This window comes from Halomarina halobia (genome assembly GCF_029338575.1).
Taxonomy (GTDB): domain Archaea; phylum Halobacteriota; class Halobacteria; order Halobacteriales; family Haloarculaceae; genus Halomarina; species Halomarina halobia.
Genome location: NZ_CP119993.1, coordinates 1108778 through 1133380, shown reverse-complemented (window position 1 = coordinate 1133380; position 24603 = coordinate 1108778). Strand labels below are relative to the sequence as shown.

Genomic DNA, 24603 nt, shown 5'->3' with positions numbered 1-24603 from the left:
GTTACGACGTTCGTGACCTCACGAGGGATGTCCGCATCGCGGTCATTGATACGCACGAGTAAATAGACCGTCAACGATACCTGTATCAGCGTCCCGAGTCCCGAGATCACACTCGCAATCGCCACCGCTGTCGCCCGAGCGTCGCTGCAACGACCGGGACCCCGAAGCACCCGAAATCACCGTGAGAAGACTGAATGAGCGCGACGCTACGCAATTTGTCCGGACCGTGGAGATTGCTCACCAATTAGAGACGGTCGAAGAGTACGTCATCCTCGCCGGTGAGGTCCCAGAAACGTCACTCTCCCCGGTTCGCGACTATGAAGCATTCGTCGGCGGACACGATACGGAGTACGACTGGCCAGACCTCGACGAGGAACGCGAGTGTGGCATCTGCTATACGTCTGGTACGACCGGCCTCCCGAAGGGCGCAGCCTACTCTCACCGTGGTCTGTACCTGTTGAGCATGAACTACGGCGCAAAGGACACCTTCGGCATCTGTGAGTCGGACATCATTCTTCCGATCGTCCCCATGTTCCACGTGAACAGGTGGTGCCTCCCGTACAGTGGGACGTTCTACGGCTCGTCGTTCGTCCTCCCAAACCAGCACACTGACCTAGCGAGTATCGAGGAACAGATCCGGAAACAAGACGTGACCGTGGCAGCCGGTGTGCCTACGATCTGGACTAATATGGCCGCCTATATCGGCGAAAATTCCGAGGCGGACATCAGCACACTCGATCGCATTCTTACCGGCGGAAGCTCGCCACCGCCTGCGATAATGCGACGATTCGACGAAGAGTTTGAGGCCCCTATCATCCAGGGATACGGCATGACGGAGGCCTCTCCCCACCTCGTCAATACGTTAGTGACCACCGAGATTCAAGATCTTCCGGAGGACGAACAGTACGAGCTTCGAACAAAGCCAGGTATCCCGATTCCCGGTGCGGAGCTCAGACTCCGCGGTGAGGACGGTGAACCCGTTCCCCACGACGGTACATCTAAGGGTGAGATTCAGGCGAGAGCACCATGGGTCATCGATGAATACTTCGCTCGACCAGAAGCGACCGAAGAATCGTTCACCGACGATGGATGGTTCAAGACCGGTGATATCGGCACGATTGACGAACACGGGTACCTCGCCGTAGTTGACCGGGTAGACAATATCATCAAGAGTGGCGGCGAGTGGATCTCATCAGTCAAACTAGAGAACGAGCTACTAGCGCACGAATCGGCCATAGAAGCGGCAGTCATTAGTGTTGACCATGAACGGTGGCAAGAACGTCCAGTCGCATACATTGTCACGAAAAACGAGGTGGGTGAAGACGACCTTCGCGAGCATCCCCTGAAAGAGGTTCCCAGATGGTGGCTTCCAGACCGATTCGTTTTCTCGGAGGAGATCCCCCGAACAAGCACGGGGAAGTATAATAAGAAAGTGATCCGAACGTCGTTCAATAACGAGTACGGTACCCTGCCAATCGAAACGAATAGTGACCATCCTGATCATGACCAAGACCGGGCGTAGCGAATAGCCCTGGGACAACCAACAGATTAGGACGAGAGACCCGAAGCCTGGGCGGGAAACGTCATTCAACAGCTCTTCGAGATCCTCACTCACCAGGGGGTACAGAGGCTCACCGATCGGAGCGTGACGGCCGCGATCGATATCACCCACTGAGAGTACTATGGCGATCACGCGGACGCAGAGATAGGGATAGGAATGAAATCGAGGACAAGCACGCGTGGACGTATCGGGTTGCCACGCGAACGGCCGTGAGTGAGCCTGTCGCATTCACCACTGCGATGGTGCCTGTCAAAAAGGAGATGACGCGGGGCGACCTCGTCCGCACTCTCGTTTCGACTGTCCAGGAGTACCTCTAGGTCCAAATAGTACTGGTTGCCGGTGAATTCGCCTCAGTCGGTGCAATTTACGCGAAGACGAACTGAACGGCGAGGATCTGATCAAATAACTGCACGAGCGCTGTGAGCAGCGCTTCAGCAGCCGACTGGACGGCGAGCTTGCGACCAAGCGGGACATAGGACATGTAGTTAGGGCAGGGTAGGTTACATCGATTACTAACAGCAGATCGAGTAAAAATAATTGCTCGGATAGAGAACCACTACAGGAAACAATGTACGTGCTCGGTACCGAGGAATGAACGTTAAGCAGATATCAGAATATACCGATATACGTGACCATTATTTGTTATATATGCCGTCTATAGCCCGATATTTGCCGAAGACGTTCAATAAGCCATGGAACCCCTAGTGTATACTACCAGGTTTCACAACTACTTCCCATTGGGTACGCGCAGTGAAGATCATCTTCAAAGATAGCTAGATTCCGCAGATCAAATAACCGAATAAGCGGTAGTAGACGTGCTAGATAGACGATACTCGCTTGAATGGCGACTGGGAAGCATAAATGCGTAGAAGCAGTCGTTTAGACACAGGGGACTCTCAGAGACGCATTCATCGCGATGCTCGCAACGAGTTATAGCCCTCGCGGATCATGGTCGTTTTTACTAGCACTGCCGCGTCAATATCTCCCTCCACTCAAACAGTGCACCTCTTCAATGAATCGAGTAATTAGTATTACTCCGACTGCTGTTGCCTTCATGAACGCGAGTGGCGTGACAAGGGTACCAGCACATGTCGCGAATGGCATGATCGTGAACCGCTCACTGAATACCGGCGAAACAGCTCTGTCGACAGACGCCCCCTGAGGGGCGTCGCAATCCCTTACCAATCTATCTCAAATCCAATCTCGAAGCAATCCTGACAGACGTTTCCGTGGCCGTTACCGCCTTTGACTGCCGGTCCACAGCGGAGAATCGCTAGTTGTCCACTCCATCGATAACGCTGGAAGCAAAAGCTCGATATCAGACTGGAAGACCGCCGAAAAGAGACGAAGAGTGGCAAGAACGCTGCGAGAAGTCGAGGGAGTGTCAAATTAACTACTTGTTCCTGCTGTGGCCGGTGCTGAGGCCAGTCTCAGAACACGGGTGTCGCTCCTCGCCAGCCTCGCTTCGGACGAAGCGAGGCGGCTCAACCGAGGCCGTGTTCACACTCTGCCAGCAGCCCGACACCGTTCGTTCGGTGTTTCTCTTTCCACCCCAGTTCGTTGTCTAACTCCCGCTCGATCCCATGGAGAAACGCGTCATCGAACGTGAGCTCCTCAGTAAGTGCTCATCCGCCACGCTATGCCTGGACGAGCACAGTCCACTGCAACACCAACCCCACTGCTCTAACAGAAAGCTTACGCCCACGTAGAACAACCGAATCGTCGTCGATGGGGTCGTCGTCATTGCACGTGCCTCACGGAACTTCTCGTAGCTCTTTTCGATTCGTGTTCGCTTGTCGTAGACCGCTGCGACCTGCGCTAGCGTGCGGTCTTGAAGACCGTACGCCGCGTGTCCCGTCGCTTTCACGCCAGACTCCCCACGATCACTATTGTGGTAGGTGACGTTCACCGCCAGCAGGAACATCTGTTCGTGCTCTTTTCCTTCACAGATCGTCGCTTCGGTCATGAACGACGCCATCGCTAAGAGTTTCTCCTGAAGCGACGCCTTCCGGGTCTTGACTGGGAAGACTGGTGGCGCAATCGCCCGGCACGCCGATCACCTCTCCGATATAGGTTGCTCGATCCATGACAATCCGCTCGATCTCGAACAGATAGATCTCGACGCGGGCGAGCGGGTGCTCGCCCGCGTCAGCCTTGCTTTCCTCGCCATCTACCGGTTCAACCGCCAGCGTCAGTGGCTTTCCCTGCGCTAGCACGAACGCCGTGCAGTACCGATGATACTGGGTTGTACCGTCCTGAGCAGCCATCCGCCGGATCTCGTTGTCGTTTCTGGGGTGCCATGGAACAGGTTGTCCAGGAAATCGATGCAGACGGTTCTCGACCTCAAGCGCTTAGAAATCAAGCTTGGCCGGCTGCCGCGCGCCAACGATGTTGTGCGCGACGGCACCCACAGCGTCAACACCTACTACAAGCGCTTCGACGGCAACTGGCGCCACGTCGAAACCGCCTATCAGCGCTGGCGTGATACCGGTAAACTGCCCGCTGACGTGCCGTAAACAGCGCCGAGGATCACTGCCACACGCTGTACGAACGATAGTAGCGCTCGGTCGTCACAGCAAATTGAGACAATCACGATTTTGTGCTGTCATCTATCACTTCCACACTCGTATTAAGATTCACGCTAGCGTAGCGCTTCGATATCGACATACTGGTCCACCCACGCGGCCCGATCAGCGAGTTCACGCCGCCCGCGCCGCGTGATCGTATACTCGTTGGTCCGGCGATCTTTCTGTGCTTTGTCGACGAGACCCTTCTCGACGAGGACATCGAGATTCGGATACAAGCGCCCGTGTTGGATCTCCCGCTCATAATACGTTTCGAGGTCGTCCTTAATCGCGAGGCCATGGGGCTCCTCAAGCCCGGCAATCACGTACAACAGATCGCGTTGAAACCCGGTAAAATCGTACATTGCGTCATGGAGGATTCTCCTCTCCGACGTAAAGATGTAGGTGTTGGTTGGCCGCACGACTGGGTCAAGCGTCACCCGACAACACACGGTAGAGATCGCTATAGGAACGGTCGTATCGGCTCGGGTCTCTCTCCAGCCATCGCGACGGCTGCCTCGCTGCGATGGCTGTGAATGTACGTGGTCAGTTACCGGCTCGTTCCGACCAACTATCGGTGGCCCTCTTCACCGTTCGAGAAGCATGGCGATGCCTCGGTCCAGTGCACTTCATCGCCGGACATAGGTGGGGAGAGAGGGGACGGCGCCGTCCATCGTGGGGATGGAGAGCATTCACACACCCTCTCTGGGTCTGCACTGCCACAGCCCCATCTTCATGACTCCCTCCGTCCCAGTAAGCGATTTTAATCGAATCGAGAATCTACCCTCAGCAATAAAGGCGTGAATGTGGCTGGCTGCAGGCGCCACCGTGACGCAGCACCAGGCGTGACCAATGACGACACAGCACGGTCCCACACCATCCAGTCATCGACGACTGGTAGGCATCACTACCGCTGGTCTCCCCTATGGCCGGGAAGCCAAGCCTCGTGTGATGTCTCCAGACCAGAGGAGATGCCGGCTGGCCCTGCTACGTCGGCGTGGGGTGTCGAACGGGAGGTAGTTGTCTTCCCAGTCGTGGCGCTCGGACAACGTCTCCCGGCCCTTCTCTGAGAGCGCATACCAATTCGTACGACGGTCGATCTGGCCCTTGTCGACGTAGCCCTGATTCACGAGCGTATCCAGGTTGGGATACAATCGGCCGTGGGTGATCTCGCGACCAGTTTAGGCCTCCAATTCGGCTTTGATCTCCTGCCCCGAGGGCTGGTCGAAGCCGGCGATCACGTACAGCAGATCGCGCTGGAACCCGGTGAGCTCAAACAGTGACATCATCAACCACATGCGTCTAGTATTGGGCATGGAGTATTGTTACACAGGTGATACAGAGCCTCCTAGATCGTTGCCCCGCACAACGATCACAAGTGTCTCGCTCGCACATCAAACACGATTGAAGAGATTCCATGAACGGTGTTTGACGAGTGTGAATCGGAGCTCCCCACGGTCCGGATGATCACTCACCGATGAATTAGTGTTAGTAATGAGTCATTTCACGGCATACACTCTGTGTCACGTGCCGACGCAGGAGTGGAGGAAGCGTCGGCATCCCCGCCGAGGGGGACCGCGATCGGGCGTGAGTCAATGACCGGGCGCGGGGGACCACCGTGGCACGGCGGAATCCGAGGGAGTGGGGGACCAGCCGTGGACCCCTCGGGTCATGCTGAGAGATCGAGACGGATCGTATCAGTGTCCGTCCGATCTCTGGCTGCCGACGCCTGGCGTTTCGCCCCGCCTGGCATCTGCTTTGTAGTCAGTGAAATAGACAGTGCACGTATCATGCGACAGTTCCAGTCGACGGAGGGCTCGTGATTTACCCTAGGTCTCAGTCATGAAATACGCTGAAAGTAATTACTCGGATAGATGCGACACCATCGACACCGGCCATGACCGGTGCTGGGCACTGGGCGGAATATGCGCCACGGAAACGCGACGGACACATCGTCACGAGGTGAGTCAGATGGGATACTCCGTTGGAGAATCGGCGCGTTACTCCACGCTGTGGAGGGTTCGCCGCTCTAGAGGAGCACCGCGGACGGTACGCGTTGAGACAGACCCGTTCTCCCTCTGTATGCGACTGTGCCCTACAACGCACCTATCTTCGTTCTCAGCGCATGCGCAGCATGAGCGGTCTGTGCAGGCGGTTGGACACCAGCTGTCGAGTGAGCGAGTAATAGAAAACATCTTAGACAGATCGAAAGTCAAGATGGCGAAGAGAGGAGCGTCGTACGTCAATAGGAAAATATGACGTAAGGTACACGATACTGAGAGATCGGTGCGACAGTCAGTGCATGGTCCGTGAGTGGCATATTTATTCTCCATGGTCCGACAGTCGAGTAGTATACGCGCATTGAAAAGTTGACCGAGCACGTATGATCTTTGAGGATATGCTAACAGTTGTTCTCGTACCGAGTTTTAGTCGGAGTTTGCCACGTCTGTTGCCCTGACCCTGGCTTGTCGATGCACGGCCCAGTGAAGCAGCGCATTCAGTAGCTGACCGAGTAATTAGTATTAGCACTATTGCCCTCGTAGAATTGAGTGGTGTGGCGAGAAGACCGCCAGTGTCACGAATAGAGCAACTGCGGGTCACCTCCTCTATGTAACCGAGCAGATCTGACGATAGACGGACCTTGGTGTGCGTCGCATGCCTTCATTCGGACACGAGCCGCGTCAGTAGGTCGTGTGCTCACCATTTGACCGAGTATCGTCTACTGCCCGCGACGCATCTCCAAGAAATCCGTCCGCATTGCTCGACACTCACACCGATCAAAATTGCACACGGCTCCGATGAGGACTGAACGCAAGTGCACGCTATACAGGCTATTGGAAATGGAATATATTCTTTCATCAGTAGGGTTGCGGGAGTCATTCGAGCGTATCTCCCGCCCTATCGAGGCACATCGTTCTGCTTAATCTGAGTTCCTTTAAGAACCGAACGATCAATACGAGACCATACTCGAAAGTCAACGATCATCAGACACTCCCTTAAGCGAGAAGGTGGCAGCTACAGTGTCCGTTGAAGAACCGCTTCAGGGAATTCCTCTTTCCACTGCTCGTCATCCTGCCGAGCAACATCGTACACTCGCCGTAATTCGGCAACCGGATCCTCGTGATCGTCGACCCGGAGATCGTGATACAGCCGAGGGTTCTCTGGATCGTATATTTTCAGTGCAGCACTCTGTGCGTTCCCCGCTCGCTTGTCCCCACCTGCGTCTTCCCCTGCTTGAAGGGCAGCTATCAGTCGCTTCTCGAACGACTGCTCCGTCTCGGCTGTGGCCACGTATTCGTCGGAAATCGCTTCGATGACAGATTTACCCTCAAGCATGTTACCGGCGACAGTGTACGTCTCGTAATCGGTTGTGCCCGTTACCGACCCAAACCAGTCGACGCACTCGTCGCCGGAGTACGTAGATGTGTTGCCCCACACGTCTACCCCATGGAGCTGTCGAACAGATGCATCATTATCTTTCTCAATGAGGGTTTCGATCGCATCGTCGACGCTTGCCTCTCCATCTAGGAGCGTAACTGCCTTTGGGCCGAGCGGGACGTTGACGATCGACTGCGTACAGACGGCTCCGTTCGGGGAGAGAAACGGTGCCAACCCGCCGACTGCAGGGGCTTTGGTCGCGATAGCGATACCGTGGCGCGTGCCATCAGTAGTACAAATCGAGTATGTCATGTGTTCCTCATAGTCACGTTCACCTAGGTCGAACTAGTCCTTCTGTCTAACCCTGCTGCGCTCGGGCGACAGATCGCGGAGTGGTGGTGATCTTGCATAGCGGGACTGAGTGTCGTCTCCAGTCGTCGATACGAGTTCATCAATGGGGATGGGCATCGTCGTCATATCCGAGCAATTCGTCGTAAAGGTCGGTTCGTCGGTCTCGAGGGATGACATTCAGCTCATTCCAGACCTTTTCCGTTCGTGCGTCCATCAGATCACAGTCCTTGGCGATGAGCAACTCCTCGTCCGACTGACTAGCGGGCCCGGCGATCGTCGTTCCAGTTGGATCGACGATCAGGCTCCGTCCGAGGAACGGCTGTCCACGTTCCGTCCCGATTCGGTCCGCGCAAGCGAACCAGACAGTGTTGACGTGGGCGTTTGAAATAGCGAGATAGTTCGCCCGGGCGAACTCGCCGTCCGCGAGTGCCGTTCGCTCGTGTTCGTTTATCGGTACCCAGTTGGTTGGCTCCGCGATGAGATCAGCACCTTTCGCAGCCTGGATGCGCGAAAGTTCTGGAAACCACTGGTCGTAACAGATCTGCATACCGATTCGTCCGATTTCCGTATTAAATACGTTGATCTCGTTTCCTGGCTCGAACCAGAGCTTCTCCTCGTTCCATAGATGGAGCTTTCGATGCGTCCCGATGTATCCGTTGGGGCCGATGAGCACCGCGGAGTTGTAGAGATCACTTCCGTCTCGTTCAGCGTAACCGCCAACAATGTATAGGTCACGGTCGGCCGCGAGGTCGGCCCACTGCTGGACCGTCTTGCCGTCCGGGATGGATTCGGCTAGTGACTGGGCCTCTGTTCGATTCTTGAAGACGTATCCCGAGTTCGCGAGTTCCGGGAGGACGATGAAGTCACTCCCCCGTTTTGCTGCTTCCTCGATAAGTCGACACGTTTCCCGGCGATTTGTCCCAAGTTCTCCGACGTGTGGTTCGAACTGCACGCAGGCGATGGTAACGGACGACTGCCTGTTGGGTGACTGTTCGTCTTCGCTACTGCTGATTTCGTTTGTGGAAGGTTGTGTTTCACTCATTCTAACTGATCTCGATTCACCGTTGCCCAGGCGGACGGACGGTGACCGTTGTTCGACCGTCGACTCTCCGTGTGATTCGATGCAGTCCGACCGTGGCCCTCATTACTCCTTCTGAACATGATTACCACATCGTATCATTACGCAGTTCTCGAATGGTATATCGGAGGATGATGCCAGTCACGATGAGCGTCCCGATAATACCGACGACGACCATCCCGATGAAGAACGTTTGACTGACAACGAGTGGGAGGATCATACCCTATCACCCCCACTGGTTATATCTCGACCGACGCGTTGGAGTTTACTCCAGTCGAAGTCCGCTGGTCGGAGATATGAGCCGCCGTACGTGACGAGACACGAAACCCACCCGCTCAGGATAATGCCTTGATTTGCTCCGAGCGTGAAGTACGCGGTGTAGCCGACGACTGTCGCAGCGGTCGTCGCGACGAACACGATCCGCGGGTTCGTCTTCTCCCACCAGAGACCGGCGATAATGGGGAAGACGAACGCGACGTTAATCACGCCCAAGAAGAACAACATCTGTAACATCGTCAGAATGCGAGGAAGGCTAAACAGGAAGCCGAGGACTCCGATACCGATCGTGAAGTATTTTCCGTACTGGAGGAGTTCATCTTCGGTCACGTCGTCTGTCACACGTGGGACGGCGTCGTTCATCAGGAGCGTCGCGAGTGCGTTGATGCTCGCGGCCGTCGTCGAACAGAGCGCACTCCAGACGGCGACGAGGAAGAGCCATCCCGCTACTGGCCCGCCGTATATCTGAGCGATCATGGGTGCGACCTGGTTGACCTGATCGGGGGTCCGATTGAACGCTAACGCGACGAACGAGAGGCTTGAGATCGCGAGCGGGACGAGAATCCAGCCGATACCACTAAGCCCAAACGTTTTCGCGACGACGTCGCTTCGGATAGCGTATGCCCGCTGCCAGAAGGTGTTATCCATAAACACCTCTCCGATCCCGAGCAGTGCCCCGGCCGTCGCGAACAGGAGACCACTGGGGGCGGTGAGACTGAGCTTTGCCGGCGAATCAGCAACGATCCGTTCATAGACGGGTTCGAATCCAACGTTGAAGTAGACCAGCGGCGGCACGATGAGTGCGACGAGGAGGATCAGAAGAACTTGAAAGTACGCCACACCGGTGACGCTCCGGAATCCGCCGAGATACGAGTAAACGATGACGATGCTGAAGGTTAGGAACACAGCCAGATAGTACGGAATTCCGAATATCTGCTCGAGTAACACGCCACCGCCGATACCCTGCGTGACGATGAGGCCGAGAACGTACACGACGAGCAGCGACACGAACACGTAGTAGTTCTTCTCGTCGTAACGTGTGCCGTAGAAGTCGCCGACGGACTTACCGTGCGGGATGACCTGGTGAAGACGCTTCGAGAGCAACCCGAACAGGAGAACGCCTGCACCTCCGAGCATACCGTAGCCGAGAGAACCGAGGATACCAAACGTGTAAGCACTTTCAGGAGCAGCGAGCATTGTGTTGCCCGTTATCCAAAAGGCAAGTAGCGAGGTCATCCCGAGCGCGATACCGAGTTGTCCACCACCGAGGATGAAGTCATCAGTTCCCTGGGAGCGCTGGGAGAAGAACCAACCAACGCCGACGAACGCGGCTCCGAGGAGGACGACGATACTGATGTTGACAATAGGGAGTGTCACAATCAGAGTCCCTCGGGGCTTTCAGGGGCGTTCGATTCTATATCGATATCTCTGTCGCCAAATACACCGAAATACGGGGCCACCAATAACACGAATAGTACAACGAGCAGTACTGTGGCGGCAGATACCCAAAATATCGTCGGAGCGACACTGGTCTGTGCGATGAACGTGATCATGGGGGATGACACTACGACGAACGAATCCGCATCCTTGGTGTTAAGTTTTATGATTCAGTACTAGAGAGAAATTGTTGACCGGGGTAGAATGGCCACTATTATTCATCAGTCGCTGATGTGCAGAGTTGGGTCCGCTTCACGCCGCCCCCATGGCGATAAAGGACTTAATCCACGTGGAAGAGGTTCGGACCCCGTTTGGGGTAAATACCTTCGCAGAGCACGTCCCCGACCAAAGCGACACGGTCGTGAAACGATTTGAAGACGTTGGCGTTATTGTGCTCGGTAAGACGAATACCTCCAGAGTTCGGATAAAGCCAGTGATCCATAATCTCTGTTCGGCGCGTCGACCAATCCATAGGATGTCGACCAGACCACAGGTAGATCATCGGGTGGGACCCCGGCGGCACTGACCGACAGTGCCTCTATCACCCTTAGCAGCGACTCTGTGGGATCGCTTCGACTGAAACTGTCGTCTCGGTCCGAGCGAGCGTACCGGGAACAGCGTTCACCAGTCCTCAGAGCCGACCATCCTGACGGCTTACTCAGACGTGTATTGTAGGAGCGTAGAGTCGGTTGTGCATAGGCGTTGGACGGCTCCCCGAGTCGAGAAATCACGACGGGGATGTAACGTTCGTACTTTTGTGATGGTATAGACGAAGCTCGATTGGTGTGCCATGGTACAGCATGTCTAATAAATATTCCGGGTAGTTAGACTTAATAGTGGATATTATTCACAATTACTTTGATACGTGGTATATCGTTCGAACATAGGCGTTAGGAGCAACCGTCGAGCAGTGGACTGAAGGGTGCGAGTGTCCCAGAACGGCGATGGCGACGTGAAGATGGGAAGATGTCGATGTCCAAATCTACCGGGCTTCGTTCGGCGGGCTCCCGCTTGCCGTCGACGAAGCGTCGGCGGCGTTCCGACGGTTCACGAGTCGTTCACCAGACCTTGTTTCATCTCTGTAGACATGTTTGACGTGATTTTCGGATTCGTCAGTATCTCGTTCATGACGAACCGCGAGGACGTCTCGTTGACGCCCTCTATCGCGACCATACTCTCGATAACCTCGTTCATCTGCGTTCGATCCTGAACGCGGGAGATGGCCACGAAGTCGACGTCGCCCATCGTGTAGTAGACCTGTTCGACGCCGTCGAGTTCGGCTAATTCGCTGCCGAGTTCTCGCGAGTAACCGTGCTCGTGGGTTACGGAGATCTCCGTGATGGCGACCATCTCGAGTCCGAACGGTTCGGGGTCGAGGTCTGCAGTGATCCCCTTCACGACACCGCCCTCTTTGAGTTTGTTCAATCGATAGTGAATGGCCGATTTCGACAGGCCGAGCTCGTCCGAGAGCGTGTTGAGACTGACGTCGAAGTCACCCTCGATACGCTCGAGGAGTTTGAGGTCGATCTCGTCGAAATTACCGGTGGGGACCGTCGACCGAGACATGGACTATTATTCTACGCTATTATATAAAAAGGCGAGGGGATCGCGAGGGTCTCCCACAGCGTTACCCCGCCGCTGACCGTCTTTGAACGGATTCCAACCGAATCCCTTCACGAAAATCTCACAACCGTTAACTACCCTCCGTCACTCTTGATTACATGCGCCACTTAGACGCAACCATCGCCGACAGATACGACCTCTATATCGACGGCGAGTGGACCGAACCAGCGAGTGAGATCTGGCAGGAGACGATAGACCCCGCCACGGAAGAGCCGATTTCGTCGGTCGCCTCGGCGGAGAGAGCCGACGTCGATCGAGCAGTCGCGGCCGCTCGGGAGGCGTTTCCATCGTGGCGAGACACTCCCCCGGACGAACGGGGTCGGCTGATCTACCGTGTCGGCCAACTCGTTCGAGAACGGCTCGACGAACTCGCATACCTCGAAAGTATCGATCAGGGTAAACCGCTTTCGCAAGCTCGAAGCGACATGAGAGGGGCGGCTCGCTATTTCGAGTACTACGCGGGTGCCGCGGACAAACTCGAAGGCCGATCCGTTCCCGTCGGGCCCGACCAGGTCGATTACACCGTTCGCGAACCATACGGGGTCAGCGCACAGATAACTCCGTGGAACTTCCCCGGAAATCTCTTCGCTCGTGGTGTCGCCCCAGCGCTCGCGGCCGGGAACACGACGGTCGTCAAACCTGCCCCCCAGACGCCGTTGTCCTCGCTGCGATTGGCGGAACTCTGTGAGCAAGCAGGTATCGCGGACGGTGTCGTCAACGTCATCACGGGCGACGGCGGTACTGCCGGTGCTGCACTCGTCGCTCATGACTCCGTAGACACCGTAACGTTCACCGGGAGTGTGTCGACAGGTCGAGAGATCATGCGCCGATCCGCCGAGCACGTTCGAGAGGTTACGCTCGAACTCGGGGGGAAGAACCCCGCGTTGATCTTCCCCGACGCGGATCTCGATGCGGCAGCTGAGTGGGTGGCAAAAGCCATTTTCACGAACGCCGGCCAAGTGTGTTCGGCGGCTGACCGAGCTGTTGTCCACGAATCGATTCACGACGAGTTCTTGAACGAAGTAGTCGAGCGAGCAAGCGAGTACTCGCTCGACCGCGGCGTGGAGGACCCCGACATGGGCCCTCTCTGTTCTGCAGAGCATTTCGAACGAGTAACGCAATATATCGAGGCGGGAGTAGACGAGGGGGCGAGCCTCGTTACCGGCGGAAAGGCTCCCGACCGGAGCGGGTACTTCATTGAGCCGACCGTCTTCAGTGCCGTCACGCACGACATGCGCATCGCACAGGAGGAGATATTCGGTCCCGTGCTCTCGGTACTCTCGTTCTCGACCACCGAGGAGGCAGTCCAGATCGCAAACGGCACGAAGTACGGATTGGTTGCCGGCGTCTTTACGAACGACGTTACTCACGCGCATCGTCTGGTACGTCGTCTCGATGCGGGGAACGTCTACGTTAACAAGTGGTTCGGCGACACCAACCAGACACCGTTTGGCGGATACAAACTGAGCGGCGTCGGTCGTGAGAAGGGACTCGAGGCGTTCGATTCGTACCTCCAGACGAAGAACGTCGCGATCAACCTCTCGGATACGGCCGACGGCTCCCTCCCCGGGGCCTGACGCGTGTCGCAATCAAGTAGAATTTCATCAAAGAATCGTAGGTAACCGCTCCCTCACGTTTAATACTCAGTCGAAAGGAGTGCGATGTATGGGGTTTCACGATAGAGTAGTTATCGTCACTGGTGCCGGAAGCGGGATGGGACGTACGACGGCCCGACGGTTCGCTGACCGCGGCGCATCGGTCGCGGTCGTGGACATCGACGACGAATCGGCCGCGGAAACCGCTCGACGTATCCGATCGGACAGCGGTGACGCACTCGCGATCGCTGCGGACGTCTCCGACGCGCGTGATGTTGAACGAACTATCGAGAAGGTAGTTGACGATTTCGGCCGACTCGATATCCTCCACAATAATGCAGGCATCTCACAGCGGTCGACGCCGGTGGAAGACATCGAAGAGGAGACCTGGAACCGGGTGCTCGACGTGAATCTCAAGAGCGCGTTCCTTGGCGCTAAGTACGCCGTCCCCTACATGAAAGAGCAGGGCAGTGGGGTTATCCTCAATACAGCCTCGACCGCCGGTATTCGTCCACGAACGGGACTTTCCGCGTACGCAGCTTCCAAGGGAGGGATGATCACCCTCACGAAACAACTGGCGTACGAACTCGCCGAACACGACATTCGAGTCAACGCGGTCTGTCCCGTCGCGACGGATACTGCGATGCTTCCGGAGTTCGCCGGCGGCGACCTCAGCATCGAAGGAATAGCTAGTACCATCCCGCTAGGGCGTCTCGCACGCCCGGACGATATCGCTAGCGCGGCGGTCTTCCTCGCTAGTGAAGACGCGGCAATGGTGACCGGTACAGCGCTCGAGGTCGACGGGGGGCGAGATATCTGATGGTTCGAAAGGAGGAACTCTACGCGGCGGTCGACGACCGTGAAAGCGATATCGTCGAATTCTTGGCCGAATTTGTTAGGATCGATACGGAGAATCCCCCCGGGAGGAACTATCGCGAAGGCGCAGAATTCCTCGGAGATGCCCTCGCAGCTCGCGGATACGATGTGGAATACGTGGACGTTCCCGGACGAATCGTAGCGGAACATTATCCCGATCGAACCGAACACAAACGAGTGAATGTCATCGGTCGAAGGGGCGAGGTAAGCGATGAAGGTCCGAACGTTCACTTCACCGGGCACTTCGATGTCGTCCCGGCCGGAGAGGATTGGACGTTCGATCCCTACGACCCGATCATCGAGGACGGAGCGATGTACGGGCGGGGCACAAGCGACATGAAATCGGGGATCGTCGCTAGCCTGTTCGCGATCGACGCACTCGATGCGACCGACGTCGATCTACCTGGATCCATTACCCAGAGCATGACTATCGACGAGGAGACGGGGGGGTTCACCGGCCTCGGGTATCTCGTCAACGAGGGGTACATCACTTCGGACAATACGGACTACTGCGTATACACTGAGTGTTTCGACGGTTCTCGTGTCTGTCTCGGTCACCGCGGCGTCCTGAAGTTCCGCGTCACTGCGACGGGGAAGAAAGCGCACGGATGCATGGCCCAGGACGGTTTCAATGCGATTTCGGCGCTGAACGACCTCCTCACGAGGATGGAAGCGTATCGTGACCGACTCCATCAGCGGACGACCGATGAACCGGTCACGCCCTCCGAATCGAGACGGGCTGACGTCTCAGCCACGATGATCGACGCGGGCTACTCCGAAAACGTGATCCCGGATCGCGCGACCGCTACCTTCTATCGCGTCCTCGTACCCGAGGAATCCGTGGCGCAAGCCCGTGGTGAAATCGAAGACCTCGTGTCGGAGACCGAGGCGGACTTCCCCGAGACGGAAGTCTCGTACGACGAGATCATGTTCGCTGAGCCGACGATCGTTGCGGAGGACTGCCGGGTCAGTCAAACGTATCTCGAGTACATCGGCGATTTCTACGACGATCCGGGCTTCGTCGTGTCACCCGGGTCGGACGATCAACGATTCCTCGTCAACGACGCGGGGATTTCGGAGTGTATCGTCTACGGCCCGGGGTTGCTCGCCCAGGCTCACGTCGTCGACGAACACGTTCCCATCGACCGGGTAGTGACCGCGACCAAAGTAATAGCGGTGGCGACGGCCGATTTGTTGGGGGTACTCGGGTGAGCACCGACTCTCGATGTCGTCGTTGGAAGACTCGATCCGTTGGGGACCCCCGTCGAGCCGGTGCTCTCCCCTGGCGGTTCACCGCCCCTCTCTGAACGTCCCCGGGTCAACCCATCACGAGCACTATCTCGACACGGCGTACTCGACGTATGGTGCTTTACACGGTGGACCATCGGTGGCGAAGAGGCGACGTCCGGTTGGATCGATGATGACGCTCGTACGCGTCGCCGAGCGCTCGAGAGCGGGACGCTCCTCATCGACGTGACGACAGATACTCGCCGGGCAGTTGAAATGATCCCGCAGGATCTCCTGAATACGTTCCCTCGAGAGGTCACCACTCCGGTTCTCGAGCAGGCGTCTCAGGCGCGGCGCTCGGCAGAGAGTATCGGGGAGCAGGCGCTCGAATCGGCTCGTCGTTCTCGTCCCTCCCAGGAGATGATTCGCGTGGACGAGCAGACCGTCCTCGGGGGAGAGATACGTCGCCGACTCGGGGAGTGATTCGATGTCGATGAACTCCCCTTCCGGGGAGCCGAGCAGCAGGTTCGCGGAGCAGGCGCGGTCGGTCGAGATCACGGGTTCGATTGCCTCGCTCAGCCGTCGCGCGCTCAGGATCTCGCGGAAGCGTACGTGGTACGGTTTGCGGAAGGGGTGCTCGCCGTCAGCGGTCGTGACGAGACCGTTTAATGTCAGACCGATCCCGTGTTCGTTGACGCCGATCTTGCCGCCCACGATCCCAGCCTCGGTCACGGCGACGTGGTTCGGTTTGTCGTCGGGTCGCACGTCCATTAGGAACACCTCGACGTCGTGGATCCAGTCCCAGTTCTGGCCCATGTACGGTCGACCGTCAGCGGTGACGTCTCCCTGAACGGCGAAGCTTGTACAGCCATCCGGCAGCGGGGGGCCTCGTTGAGCGACTCCCTTCGCCTGCTCGGCCCAAATACCGTACATGATCTCGTAGCGGGCGTTCAGGAGGGTGACGTCCGTAAGTGAGATACCGCTTCCATCGGCCACGCCGCGTATCTCGTCGGCATATTCCGGATTCGCGTCCTCGATGAGCGGGATAAATCGCTCTGCCCACTTCCGAGCCGTCCTCGGATCGACCCCGTAGTAGTCGTATTTCGATAGGTAGCGATCGAGGTTACGCCCGATAGCCTCGGCGAATACCTCACCGTGGCGGACGCCACGTTCGCGCGGCGATTCGTCGAGGATGAGCGTCTCCAGGCCATCACTCATGGTTCACTGCGAAAGAGGTCAGTCAACGCACGGGTGAGTACCTCGTAGCCGTCCGCGGCATGTGCGAGATCGACGTGTTCGTCGTACGTGTGCGCTTGCGAGATGTCGCCCGGTCCCCACGTGATCGCCTCTATCCCGGCGTCGTTGACGAAGTTCCGGACGTCCGTCGAGGCCTGGATACCCCACGGTTCGGTCGAAACATCGGCGACGGCGGCCGAGCGTTCGCGAAACACCGAAGCAAAGTCACTATCGGTGGGGATAGAGGCGGACTCGTAGGTTCGGGTGCGCTCCCAGTTGATCCCGACGCCGTGATCTACCGCGATCTCTGTGAGCAGGTCGTCGATCTCGTCATCGATCTCGTCAGCAGACTCCGAGGGGAGGAACCGGCGATCGACCGTTATTACGGCCTTCTCCGGGACGACGTTCTCCTTCGTCCCCGCTTCTAACTTCGTGACGGTGGCGTACGCCTGGCCCACGAGAGCGTCCTCCCGTTTGCGGACTTCCTCGTCGTAAGCCGTGAGGGCATCGAGCACGGGACGTGCATGTTGGATAGCATTCGTTCCCTGATCCGGCCGACTCGCATGGGAAGGATCCCCCATGACGGTGATCTCGTACCAGGCGAGTCCTTTCTCACTAGTTGCGGTTCGCATCCCCGTCGGTTCGAGGACGACGCCGTAGTCGCCGTCGTAACCGGCCTCTAGTAAGGACTTCGTCCCCGGTTCCGCCGTCTCTTCGCCGATGGCGGCGTGGAACACGAGCGAGCCGTCGAACTTCCCGCCCTCGAATGTATGCTTGAACTCGGTCATTGCGAGCATGCCCAGGGCGACGCCCGTTTTCATGTCGACGCTTCCGCGGCCGTAGAGACTGCCATCCTCAATTACGGCGTCGTACGGGCCGGTCGACCACTGGTCGAGATCGCCGGCGGGAACGACGTCGATGTGGCCGTTCAGCACGATCGTCGGGTCGCCGTCACCTACCCGCGCCCCGACCTGTGGTCGATCGGGATAGGGCTGCTCGACGCGATCGGCGTCGATGCCGTGTTCGTCGAACCAGTCGATGATGTAGTCGGTGCAACCCGCCTCGTTCCCCGGTGGATTCTCGGTCTCGATAGCGACGAGATCTGCGATCAGTTCAGCCAGTTCGGATTTCGTTCGTGTCTGGGCCATGTGTGGATTCGTTCTTTTAGTGGAACGCGAGTTCTACTGCCACCACTTTGCGAGCAGTGTGAATGACACGCGTATCTTCACGCGATGATACATAAAGGTTGACGCCTGTTCAGAGTGAATGATACGTAGTCGTTACGTGATACGGGAACGATTCGGCATCGTAACGTCCTGGTGAGCAGTTCTCACGTCTGTGACGGCATCCCCCCGTCCGTGGACGATCGATATCAACGATTTTCACGGTCGGCTCCATAGAGAGATCATGGTAGCGGATCGAGTACTCACGAACGGAGTCGTCATCACGCTAGTTGATGAGCAACCAGACGCGAGCGCAATTGCGTTCGTCGGCGAGCGGATCGTGGGGGTTGGTACGGACGAGAAGATCGAGGAACACATCGGATCGGACACCGACGTCATCGATCTCGACGGCCGGGCTGCCCTTCCGGGGTTCATTGATACGCATCTTCATATCCCTATGGGCGGCCGGCGGATGATGCACGTGAACTGTCGTGCCCCGCCGAACGCGTCGGTTGCCGACGTGGTCGAACGCATCCACCAGCGCGCCGAGGAGACCGACAACGGTGAGTGGATCATCTGTAGCGGCTACAACCTCGGCCTCGTCTGGGAAGAAGAAGGGAGACACATCGATCGCTGGGACATCGACGAAGCCGCGCCGAAAAACCCAGTTCAAATCAACAGTGTCGGTGGCCACACGGGGAGCATCTACAACTCCGCCGCGCTAGAGCTAGCTGGCATCGACCGTGATACGCCCGATCCCGAGCCGCCCGCAGTCATCGTCCGCGACGAGGATGGTCGACCGTCTGGTCTCGTCAGTGAGGAGGCCGAGATCCCACTCCACGAAGCCATTCCGGATGAAACGCGCGAGGAACGCGTCACAAATATCAAACGGGCAATGAGCCAGTTGCTGAAGTGGGGCATTACGACCGCTCACGACGCGAAGACGACACCTCAGGATCTCAGAATCTATCAAGAATTGGCTGATGCCGACGAACTGCCTGTTCGCCTCGGGCTGATGCTCCAGGGTGACGCCGGCCCTGATCTCGGTGAGGAAGGGACCGACGTCCTCTCCCGGTTGGCTGACGTGGGCATCCGGTCGGGATTCGGTGACGATACCCTCTTCTTGATCGGCGTAAAGTACTTCATGGATGGTGCGTTCACCGGTCGAACCGCGGCCATGCACGACCCCTACAAGGGCGAACCCGTACCCGAGGACTCACCGCGCTACGACGGCGTCCTCCACATCGATCCGGATTACCTCGCTGATCGAGTCGTACAGGCCTCTGATGCAGATCTCCGCGTGTGCGTCCACGGTCAAGGCGACCGGGGTATCGATCACATTCTCGATGCCTACGAGGCGGCGCTTTCGTCCGACGAAGATCATGGCTTTCGGATCGAGCACGCCGGCTTGACCCGGTCCGAACAGTTAGAGCGTATGGCTGACCTTGGCGTCGGTGTCTCTTCCTCGATCAGTTTCCTCGGCGCGGACGTCTCCCGCAACTGGGTCTACTGGGGGGAAGATCGAATGGACTGGACCTACGCCCTGGCTTCCCTCCTCGAGTACGGCATCACGACGGCGGCCAACGGTGATTGGCCGGTTTCGACTGGCGATCCGCGCGTCGGACTGCGCACTGCCGTCACACGCCGAACCGTCACCGACGACACGGTCGGCCCGGACCAACGAATCGAGATCGAGGACGCCCTCCGCCTGTACGGCCCCGAGGCAGCCCGGTTAGAGGGCGCAGAGGACGCGAAGGGGACGCTCCAACCGGGCAAACTCGCGGACGTCACCGTACTCTCCGAGGATCCCCGGGCGGTTGCGCCGGAACGAATAACCGATCTCGAAATCGAATACACCATCGTCGGTGGCGAGATCAGGTACAGTGCCCGTGACGGCATCGTCACGTCCGAAAACAGCGGTCAGTAACTCGATAGACGGCTCGATCGTGGCTTATTCTCCCGCCGCTGTGCCGGGTTGGATCGATTCACTGTCCTTCCAGATGACGTGGCCGACGCCGAGCGCGAGCAGCGCCGCACCGACGCCGACGAACGTGGCCGGGATGCCGAGATAGCCGCCCGAGACGTCCCAGCTCACGCCGAGGACTGTACCCGCGATGATCGACGCGAGCACGGCGGTCCCGCTGACGCCCTTCCAGTAGAGCGCGACGTAGATGGGGATCAGGAACGCGCTGGTGAGCAGGATGGCGCGGAACGTATAGAGTGCGATGATCGTTCCTGGCGGATCGACCGCGATAGCGGTAGCGGTGATCCCCCAGAAGACGGTCGAGATGCGTGATACCTTGAGGAGTGTCCGATCTGAGGCGTCCGGCCGGAAGTACTCGTAGATATCGCGGGCCGTCGTGATGCCCGTCGAGTGCAGTCGCGTGTCCGTGGTCGAAAGGATGGCGCTCATCACCGCGAGGATAACGATGATTCCGACGCCAGTGGGGAGGTACTCCGTGATGAGTACCGGGAAGGCCTGGTCAACGTTATCGACCGCCATGCCGGCGTTTTCGAGTGCGACCGCCGTCGCACCGCCGAGCCAGATCAGCGCGGCGTAGAACGTCGAAAGGATGACGCCCGCGGCTGCGACGTGGATCTTCGCCGTCCGGATGTCCTTCGTCGCGTTGATCCGGACGATGGTCCCCTGAGAGGTGAAGATCGTGCCGAAGAACGCGACGAGCGAGCCGACGACGCCGATGAGGGTGTACGCGCCATCGCCGAGCGGCGCGACGTTCGCGGTGTTCTGCGCCGCGAACTGGGCGTTGATCGTGCCCAGCCCGCCGAGGTCCATCGCCATGAACGCGAGCGCAGCGAACACCGTCGCGACCATCACGGTCCCCTGCATGAGATCGGTCCAGGCGACGCTGATCAACCCCCCCATGACGGTGTAGGCGATGAAGACGACGCCGATGACCCAGATCATGTACTTGTACGGAACGCCGGTGATCGTGGTGACGAGCAGGCTCGCCCCCACGAGCTGCATGATGAGATAGACCCAGGCATTGGCGAGTAGCGGAACTGCGGCGACGGGACGTGCCCACTCCTTCCCGGTGAGTTCGGCAATGATATCCGGGAAGGTGACGTGGTCGAGTTCGCGCACCTTATGGACGACGAAGTAGAGGCCGCTGACGCCGAGCATGAGGCCGAGGATGATGCCGGTGAGCACGGAGTAGCCGCCACCGTAGACGGCTCCGATGAAGCCGATGACGCTCACCGCGCTCACGAAGTTAGCGACGTACGACCAGGTGGCGAGCCACGGCCCGAGACCCTTTCCGTACACCCAGAAGTCGTCGACGTCGTTCGTCTTCGTGTATCCCCACGCCCCGACGCCGAGGACGACGAGGAGATAGACGACGAACGTTCCGAGGTAGAACGAATTAACGGCCATCGCGAGTGCCTCCTTCCGTCGCGGCTTTGCCGCGGATGTGTTCGTTAACCGGTTTTCCCATGACGACGTGAACGACGACGTAGTGGATCGCACCCAGGCTCCCCGCGAGGATCGTCGCGGCGAACACGAGAAACATGTCCAACGGCATGCCTAATACTGTCATGTGCTCCCTAGCAACAGGGATATCGATATATAATAAATCTATGGGGCGTTCGGATAAAGACGTAGCGTAATCGGGTTACTCCTCGAAAGGGCACCAACAGATAACGTTCCAGAGAAAGACTAGCTCCGGCGTGGCCGGGCGAACGTCGTTCGAAAACCCGCAGTCGTTTGGGCGGAATGCGAGCGGATTTCCCCCGCTCCGATGGGTTCAGACGGTATCGACGTCGAACGGCGGCTCGATTCCATCGGGAAGCGGCGACTCGTATTCGCTTCCGGACGTAACCGTGTCGAACTCCGAACGCGCTGCATCGAGCAGATCGCGGTCGGTAACGAGATCGACAGCGGTCGCCGCGAGCACTTTCGACGCGAACAGCATACCCTCACGACCGAAGTCACCATTCGCCGCAACCGCCTGCCACGAGTGGGCGGGCGTTCCGACGGGCCACGTCGCTCCCCGGAACTGGGCGGTCGGCGTTAGCCAACTCACGTCGCCGACGTCGGTCGAACCCGCCGTTCCCTCGTCGAACGCCGGCACCGGGTCGGCGTACAGCGCGTTCCCGCGAACGTCTTTGCGCCAGTCATCGGCCAGATCGGCGAGTCTCGCTTCGATCTCCGCGTCGGAGATCGTCTCCTGGAGATCCGACGCGAACGCCCGATCATCCGCGTCGTAGTCGATGGATCCCACTTTCTGCATGTTCTCCCAGATAGTATCAGTGAGCACGTCGTTGGGTAGGTAGGCGTAACAGCCAGTGATGAACCGGTCGCTCACCTCCGTTCGTGTCATCATCGCAGCGCCATTCGCGATCTCGCGAAGCCAGTCACTCACGCGCTCGACCTCCTGCCGAGTAGGCGCGCGAACGTAGTACCAGACGCTCGCGGTCGGCGGGACGACGTTGGGTGCCTCGCCACCGTCCACGATCGAATAATGGACTCGTGCCTTCTCCGAGATGTGCTCGCGCATGTACTCGACTCCCGTGTTGAGCAGTTGGACCGCATCTAGCGCGCTGCGTCCGGACTCTGGCGAGGCGGCGGCGTGAGCCGAGACTCCCTGGAACTCAAAGCGGATCGAGTCGAGCGCCAGCGAACTCCCCCGCCAGGGCGAACTCAGGTCGCCTGGGTGCCACGTGAGTGCGGCGTCGACATCGTCGAACGCTCCGTCGCGGGCCATAAACACCTTGCCCACGAGTATCTCCTCCGCCGGACAGCCGAAGAAGACGATGCGCCCAGGGAGGTTCTCGCGTTCCATTACGCGTTTGACGGCGATTACCGCGCCGACGCCCGCCGTCCCGAAGAGGTTGTGGCCACAGCCGTGACCCGGACCACCTGCCTCGATCGGCTCCCGTTCGGCGGAGATCGTCTGCGAGAGTCCTGGAAGGGCGTCGTACTCGCCCAGGATGGCGATCGTCGGATCACCCTCGCCGAAACACGCCTCGAACGCCGTCGGCATGCCGCCAACGCCCGTCTCGATCACAAACCCCTCCTCGTCCAGCGCCTCGATCAGGACTGCGGCTGATTCGCGTTCCCCGAGGCCGAGTTCCGGCGTCCTCCAGATTTGGTCGGCCAGATCGAATAGGTGCTCGCGCTCGGTCTCTACCGTCTCGAAGAGATCGCGTTTCTCCATTCCTGAATATATCTGGAGACGTAACATCAAGGTTCGGGGTGTGACTAATATTGATGGCTTTGTTAGGGGTAGTACTAACGGGCAGACTGAAAATGACGACAGCGGCCTAACTTTCCCTCCTCAACTCGTTGCGTCAGTAACCGTCGTTCCCACACCGTTTACAGCGGTACTTGTTCAGAAAGAATGATTGAGATAGAATGATATATCTCATACATACTTGAAGATTGTTCAGTCGCAATGGGCGAGTTGGCTTGGGAGGAGTTCGCTAATTGCGTCGATACTAGCCCCGTGTTTGTTTCCGTCGGGAGCACAGAGCAACACGGCCTGCACTTACCGCTTAACGTAGACACAGTCCTCACTGTCGAATTCACGACGAGAGCAGCCCAGTGTGTCAATGGCCTTGTTGCCCCTCTACTCCCATTCGGGTTCAAATCACAGCCGGAGAGCGGAGGCGGGCGGACTTCACTGGGACCACGAATCTTGACGGGGGCACGCTCCGACGATCGTTCGGAGATGTGATCGGCGACCTCGTGTCCGATGGCGCAACAAAGATCCTTGCGTTTAACGGTCACTACGAAAATGAGTACTTCCTGCGCGAAGCATCGATCTACATCTTGAAGACCTAACGGCGAGTTCATGATCACGAACTGGTGGGACCTCCTATCGTCCGACGTTCGAGATGATCTTTTCAGTGAGATCCCTGGCGGATTCCAAGGGTGGGCGACTGAGCACGCCGGCGTGGTCGAAACGGCGCTCATGATGCATTTCCGGCCGGACCTAGTCCGCGATGACTGTATCGTCGACGATGGCCCCGACCGAACGTCGCCGTACGTGTTCAAACCGCCTCGGGATAAACAGATTTCCGCGAGCGGCACATACTATAAGGCGACCCATGCGACGCCAGAGATGGGTGAGCGCGTCGCCGCTGACGTCCTTGATATCCTCGTTGAGGGAATCAGCCACGAGTGGGGCGATGTGATCCAAGATTCGTCCCTATCCTGAAGTGAGTACGCTAGGCGATACCCAGATAGTTCTGTCGGCGAAAACGTATTTTAGCCTCTGGG

General features: G+C 58.1%; 20 protein-coding genes and 2 pseudogenes. 10 read left to right on the top strand and 12 right to left on the bottom strand.

Annotated features, from left to right (window positions below):
* The first annotated feature begins 226 nt into the window (after positions 1–226).
* Complete coding sequence (locus P1K31_RS20655; RefSeq protein ID WP_276306231.1) at positions 227–1522, top strand: AMP-binding protein; 1296 nt, start codon at positions 227–229, stop codon at positions 1520–1522.
* Positions 1523–3045: 1523 nt separating this feature from the next.
* On the opposite strand, the pseudogene P1K31_RS20650 reads toward P1K31_RS20655, so the two are convergent.
* Positions 3046–3902: pseudogene (locus tag P1K31_RS20650) on the bottom strand (ISH3 family transposase); the annotation flags it as partial.
* On the opposite strand from P1K31_RS20650, the gene P1K31_RS20645 reads away from it, so the two are divergent.
* Positions 3886–4077, top strand: coding sequence for a homing endonuclease associated repeat-containing protein (locus P1K31_RS20645; protein WP_276306230.1), 192 nt, complete (start codon positions 3886–3888; stop codon positions 4075–4077). The pseudogene P1K31_RS20650 and the gene P1K31_RS20645 sit on opposite strands and share 17 nt — an antisense overlap.
* A gap of 125 nt (positions 4078–4202) precedes the next feature.
* Here P1K31_RS20645 and P1K31_RS20640 read toward each other — a convergent pair whose 3' ends face one another.
* From P1K31_RS20640 to P1K31_RS20615, 6 genes and pseudogenes are all read right to left on the bottom strand, one after another.
* Positions 4203–4490 carry a PadR family transcriptional regulator gene (locus P1K31_RS20640; RefSeq protein ID WP_276306229.1) on the bottom strand — a complete coding sequence of 96 codons (288 nt, stop codon included), beginning with the start codon at positions 4488–4490 and terminating at the stop codon, positions 4203–4205.
* A 558-nt stretch (positions 4491–5048) separates the two neighbouring features.
* A pseudogene (locus tag P1K31_RS20635) lies at positions 5049–5405 on the bottom strand (helix-turn-helix transcriptional regulator).
* 1735 nt (positions 5406–7140) lie between these two features.
* The gene (locus P1K31_RS20630) at positions 7141–7815 is read right to left on the bottom strand and encodes a DUF1028 domain-containing protein (RefSeq protein ID WP_276306228.1); all 675 of its coding nucleotides are present in this window, start codon (positions 7813–7815) and stop codon (positions 7141–7143) included.
* 139 nt (positions 7816–7954) lie between these two features.
* Positions 7955–8896, bottom strand: coding sequence for a nitrilase family protein (locus tag P1K31_RS20625; protein ID WP_276306227.1), 942 nt, complete (start codon positions 8894–8896; stop codon positions 7955–7957).
* A 252-nt stretch (positions 8897–9148) separates the two neighbouring features.
* Positions 9149–10585 (bottom strand): sodium:solute symporter family transporter, encoded by a 1437-nt coding sequence (locus P1K31_RS20620; RefSeq protein ID WP_276306226.1) that lies wholly within the window; start codon positions 10583–10585, stop codon positions 9149–9151.
* Between the two features lie 2 nt (positions 10586–10587).
* Positions 10588–10761: a hypothetical protein gene (locus tag P1K31_RS20615; RefSeq protein ID WP_276306225.1), complete on the bottom strand. Its 174-nt coding sequence runs from the start codon at positions 10759–10761 to the stop codon at positions 10588–10590.
* 125 nt (positions 10762–10886) lie between these two features.
* On the opposite strand from P1K31_RS20615, the gene P1K31_RS22010 reads away from it, so the two are divergent.
* A complete protein-coding gene (locus tag P1K31_RS22010) occupies positions 10887–11171 on the top strand; it encodes an amidase family protein (RefSeq protein WP_379794706.1) in 285 nt (94 codons plus the stop codon).
* Between the two features lie 521 nt (positions 11172–11692).
* Here the strand turns inward: P1K31_RS22010 and P1K31_RS20610 are convergent.
* Positions 11693–12211 (bottom strand): Lrp/AsnC family transcriptional regulator, encoded by a 519-nt coding sequence (locus P1K31_RS20610; protein WP_276306224.1) that lies wholly within the window; start codon positions 12209–12211, stop codon positions 11693–11695.
* A gap of 155 nt (positions 12212–12366) precedes the next feature.
* On the opposite strand from P1K31_RS20610, the gene P1K31_RS20605 reads away from it, so the two are divergent.
* From P1K31_RS20605 to P1K31_RS20595, 3 genes are all read left to right on the top strand, one after another.
* Entirely contained in the window at positions 12367–13845 is a 1479-nt protein-coding gene (locus tag P1K31_RS20605; protein ID WP_276306223.1) for an aldehyde dehydrogenase family protein, read from the top strand.
* 88 nt (positions 13846–13933) lie between these two features.
* Positions 13934–14683, top strand: a complete 750-nt coding sequence (locus P1K31_RS20600; protein WP_276306222.1) for an SDR family NAD(P)-dependent oxidoreductase — start codon at positions 13934–13936, stop codon at positions 14681–14683.
* On the top strand, positions 14683–15951 hold the full coding sequence (locus P1K31_RS20595; RefSeq protein ID WP_276306221.1) for an ArgE/DapE family deacylase: 1269 nt from the start codon (positions 14683–14685) through the stop codon (positions 15949–15951). The genes P1K31_RS20600 and P1K31_RS20595 overlap by 1 nt, the downstream gene beginning before the upstream one ends.
* A 123-nt stretch (positions 15952–16074) precedes the next feature.
* Here P1K31_RS20595 and P1K31_RS20590 read toward each other — a convergent pair whose 3' ends face one another.
* Both P1K31_RS20590 and P1K31_RS20585 read right to left on the bottom strand, forming a co-directional pair.
* Positions 16075–17184: a C45 family autoproteolytic acyltransferase/hydrolase gene (locus P1K31_RS20590; RefSeq protein WP_276306220.1), complete on the bottom strand. Its 1110-nt coding sequence runs from the start codon at positions 17182–17184 to the stop codon at positions 16075–16077.
* Positions 17181–18350: a M20 family metallopeptidase gene (locus tag P1K31_RS20585; protein WP_276306219.1), complete on the bottom strand. Its 1170-nt coding sequence runs from the start codon at positions 18348–18350 to the stop codon at positions 17181–17183. Before P1K31_RS20585 ends, P1K31_RS20590 begins: the two co-directional genes overlap by 4 nt.
* Positions 18351–18609: 259 nt before the next feature.
* On the opposite strand from P1K31_RS20585, the gene P1K31_RS20580 reads away from it, so the two are divergent.
* Positions 18610–20292 carry an amidohydrolase gene (locus tag P1K31_RS20580; RefSeq protein ID WP_276306218.1) on the top strand — a complete coding sequence of 561 codons (1683 nt, stop codon included), beginning with the start codon at positions 18610–18612 and terminating at the stop codon, positions 20290–20292.
* Between the two features lie 24 nt (positions 20293–20316).
* Here the strand turns inward: P1K31_RS20580 and P1K31_RS20575 are convergent, their stop codons facing one another.
* Both P1K31_RS20575 and P1K31_RS20570 read right to left on the bottom strand, forming a co-directional pair.
* A complete protein-coding gene (locus tag P1K31_RS20575; protein WP_276306217.1) occupies positions 20317–21756 on the bottom strand; it encodes a sodium:solute symporter family protein in 1440 nt (479 codons plus the stop codon).
* Between the two features lie 370 nt (positions 21757–22126).
* The gene (locus tag P1K31_RS20570; RefSeq protein WP_276306216.1) at positions 22127–23539 is read right to left on the bottom strand and encodes a M20 family metallopeptidase; all 1413 of its coding nucleotides are present in this window, start codon (positions 23537–23539) and stop codon (positions 22127–22129) included.
* A gap of 237 nt (positions 23540–23776) precedes the next feature.
* Between P1K31_RS20570 and P1K31_RS22005 the strand changes: the two genes are divergently transcribed.
* Genes P1K31_RS22005 through P1K31_RS20565 form a run of 3 tightly spaced genes read left to right on the top strand, consistent with a single transcriptional unit; the run spans position 23777 to position 24541 of the window.
* Complete coding sequence (locus P1K31_RS22005) at positions 23777–24058, top strand: creatininase family protein (protein ID WP_368410909.1); 282 nt, start codon at positions 23777–23779, stop codon at positions 24056–24058.
* Entirely contained in the window at positions 23959–24165 is a 207-nt protein-coding gene (locus tag P1K31_RS22180; protein ID WP_379801570.1) for a creatininase family protein, read from the top strand. Before P1K31_RS22005 ends, P1K31_RS22180 begins: the two co-directional genes overlap by 100 nt.
* A gap of 10 nt (positions 24166–24175) precedes the next feature.
* Positions 24176–24541 carry a creatininase family protein gene (locus P1K31_RS20565; RefSeq protein WP_276306215.1) on the top strand — a complete coding sequence of 122 codons (366 nt, stop codon included), beginning with the start codon at positions 24176–24178 and terminating at the stop codon, positions 24539–24541.
* The last annotated feature ends 62 nt before the right edge of the window (positions 24542–24603 follow it).

Excerpts from the sequence above, each read along its gene's own strand:
- P1K31_RS22005 (WP_368410909.1), top strand. The coding sequence starts at position 23,777 with ATGGGCGAGTTGGCTTGGGAGGAGTTCGCTAATTGCGTCGATACTAGC.
- P1K31_RS20590 (WP_276306220.1), bottom strand. The coding sequence starts at position 17,184 with ATGAGTGATGGCCTGGAGACGCTCATCCTCGACGAATCGCCGCGCGAA.
- P1K31_RS20640 (WP_276306229.1), bottom strand. The coding sequence starts at position 4,490 with ATGTACGATTTTACCGGGTTTCAACGCGATCTGTTGTACGTGATTGCC.
- P1K31_RS20570 (WP_276306216.1), bottom strand. The coding sequence starts at position 23,539 with ATGGAGAAACGCGATCTCTTCGAGACGGTAGAGACCGAGCGCGAGCAC.
- P1K31_RS20645 (WP_276306230.1), top strand. The coding sequence starts at position 3,886 with ATGCAGACGGTTCTCGACCTCAAGCGCTTAGAAATCAAGCTTGGCCGG.
- P1K31_RS20600 (WP_276306222.1), top strand. The coding sequence starts at position 13,934 with ATGGGGTTTCACGATAGAGTAGTTATCGTCACTGGTGCCGGAAGCGGG.
- P1K31_RS20630 (WP_276306228.1), bottom strand. The coding sequence starts at position 7,815 with ATGACATACTCGATTTGTACTACTGATGGCACGCGCCACGGTATCGCT.
- P1K31_RS20580 (WP_276306218.1), top strand. The coding sequence starts at position 18,610 with ATGGTAGCGGATCGAGTACTCACGAACGGAGTCGTCATCACGCTAGTT.
- P1K31_RS20585 (WP_276306219.1), bottom strand. The coding sequence starts at position 18,350 with ATGGCCCAGACACGAACGAAATCCGAACTGGCTGAACTGATCGCAGAT.
- P1K31_RS20575 (WP_276306217.1), bottom strand. The coding sequence starts at position 21,756 with ATGGCCGTTAATTCGTTCTACCTCGGAACGTTCGTCGTCTATCTCCTC.
- P1K31_RS20595 (WP_276306221.1), top strand. The coding sequence starts at position 14,683 with ATGGTTCGAAAGGAGGAACTCTACGCGGCGGTCGACGACCGTGAAAGC.
- P1K31_RS20615 (WP_276306225.1), bottom strand. The coding sequence starts at position 10,761 with ATGATCACGTTCATCGCACAGACCAGTGTCGCTCCGACGATATTTTGG.
- P1K31_RS20610 (WP_276306224.1), bottom strand. The coding sequence starts at position 12,211 with ATGTCTCGGTCGACGGTCCCCACCGGTAATTTCGACGAGATCGACCTC.
- P1K31_RS20605 (WP_276306223.1), top strand. The coding sequence starts at position 12,367 with ATGCGCCACTTAGACGCAACCATCGCCGACAGATACGACCTCTATATC.
- P1K31_RS20625 (WP_276306227.1), bottom strand. The coding sequence starts at position 8,896 with ATGAGTGAAACACAACCTTCCACAAACGAAATCAGCAGTAGCGAAGAC.
- P1K31_RS20565 (WP_276306215.1), top strand. The coding sequence starts at position 24,176 with ATGATCACGAACTGGTGGGACCTCCTATCGTCCGACGTTCGAGATGAT.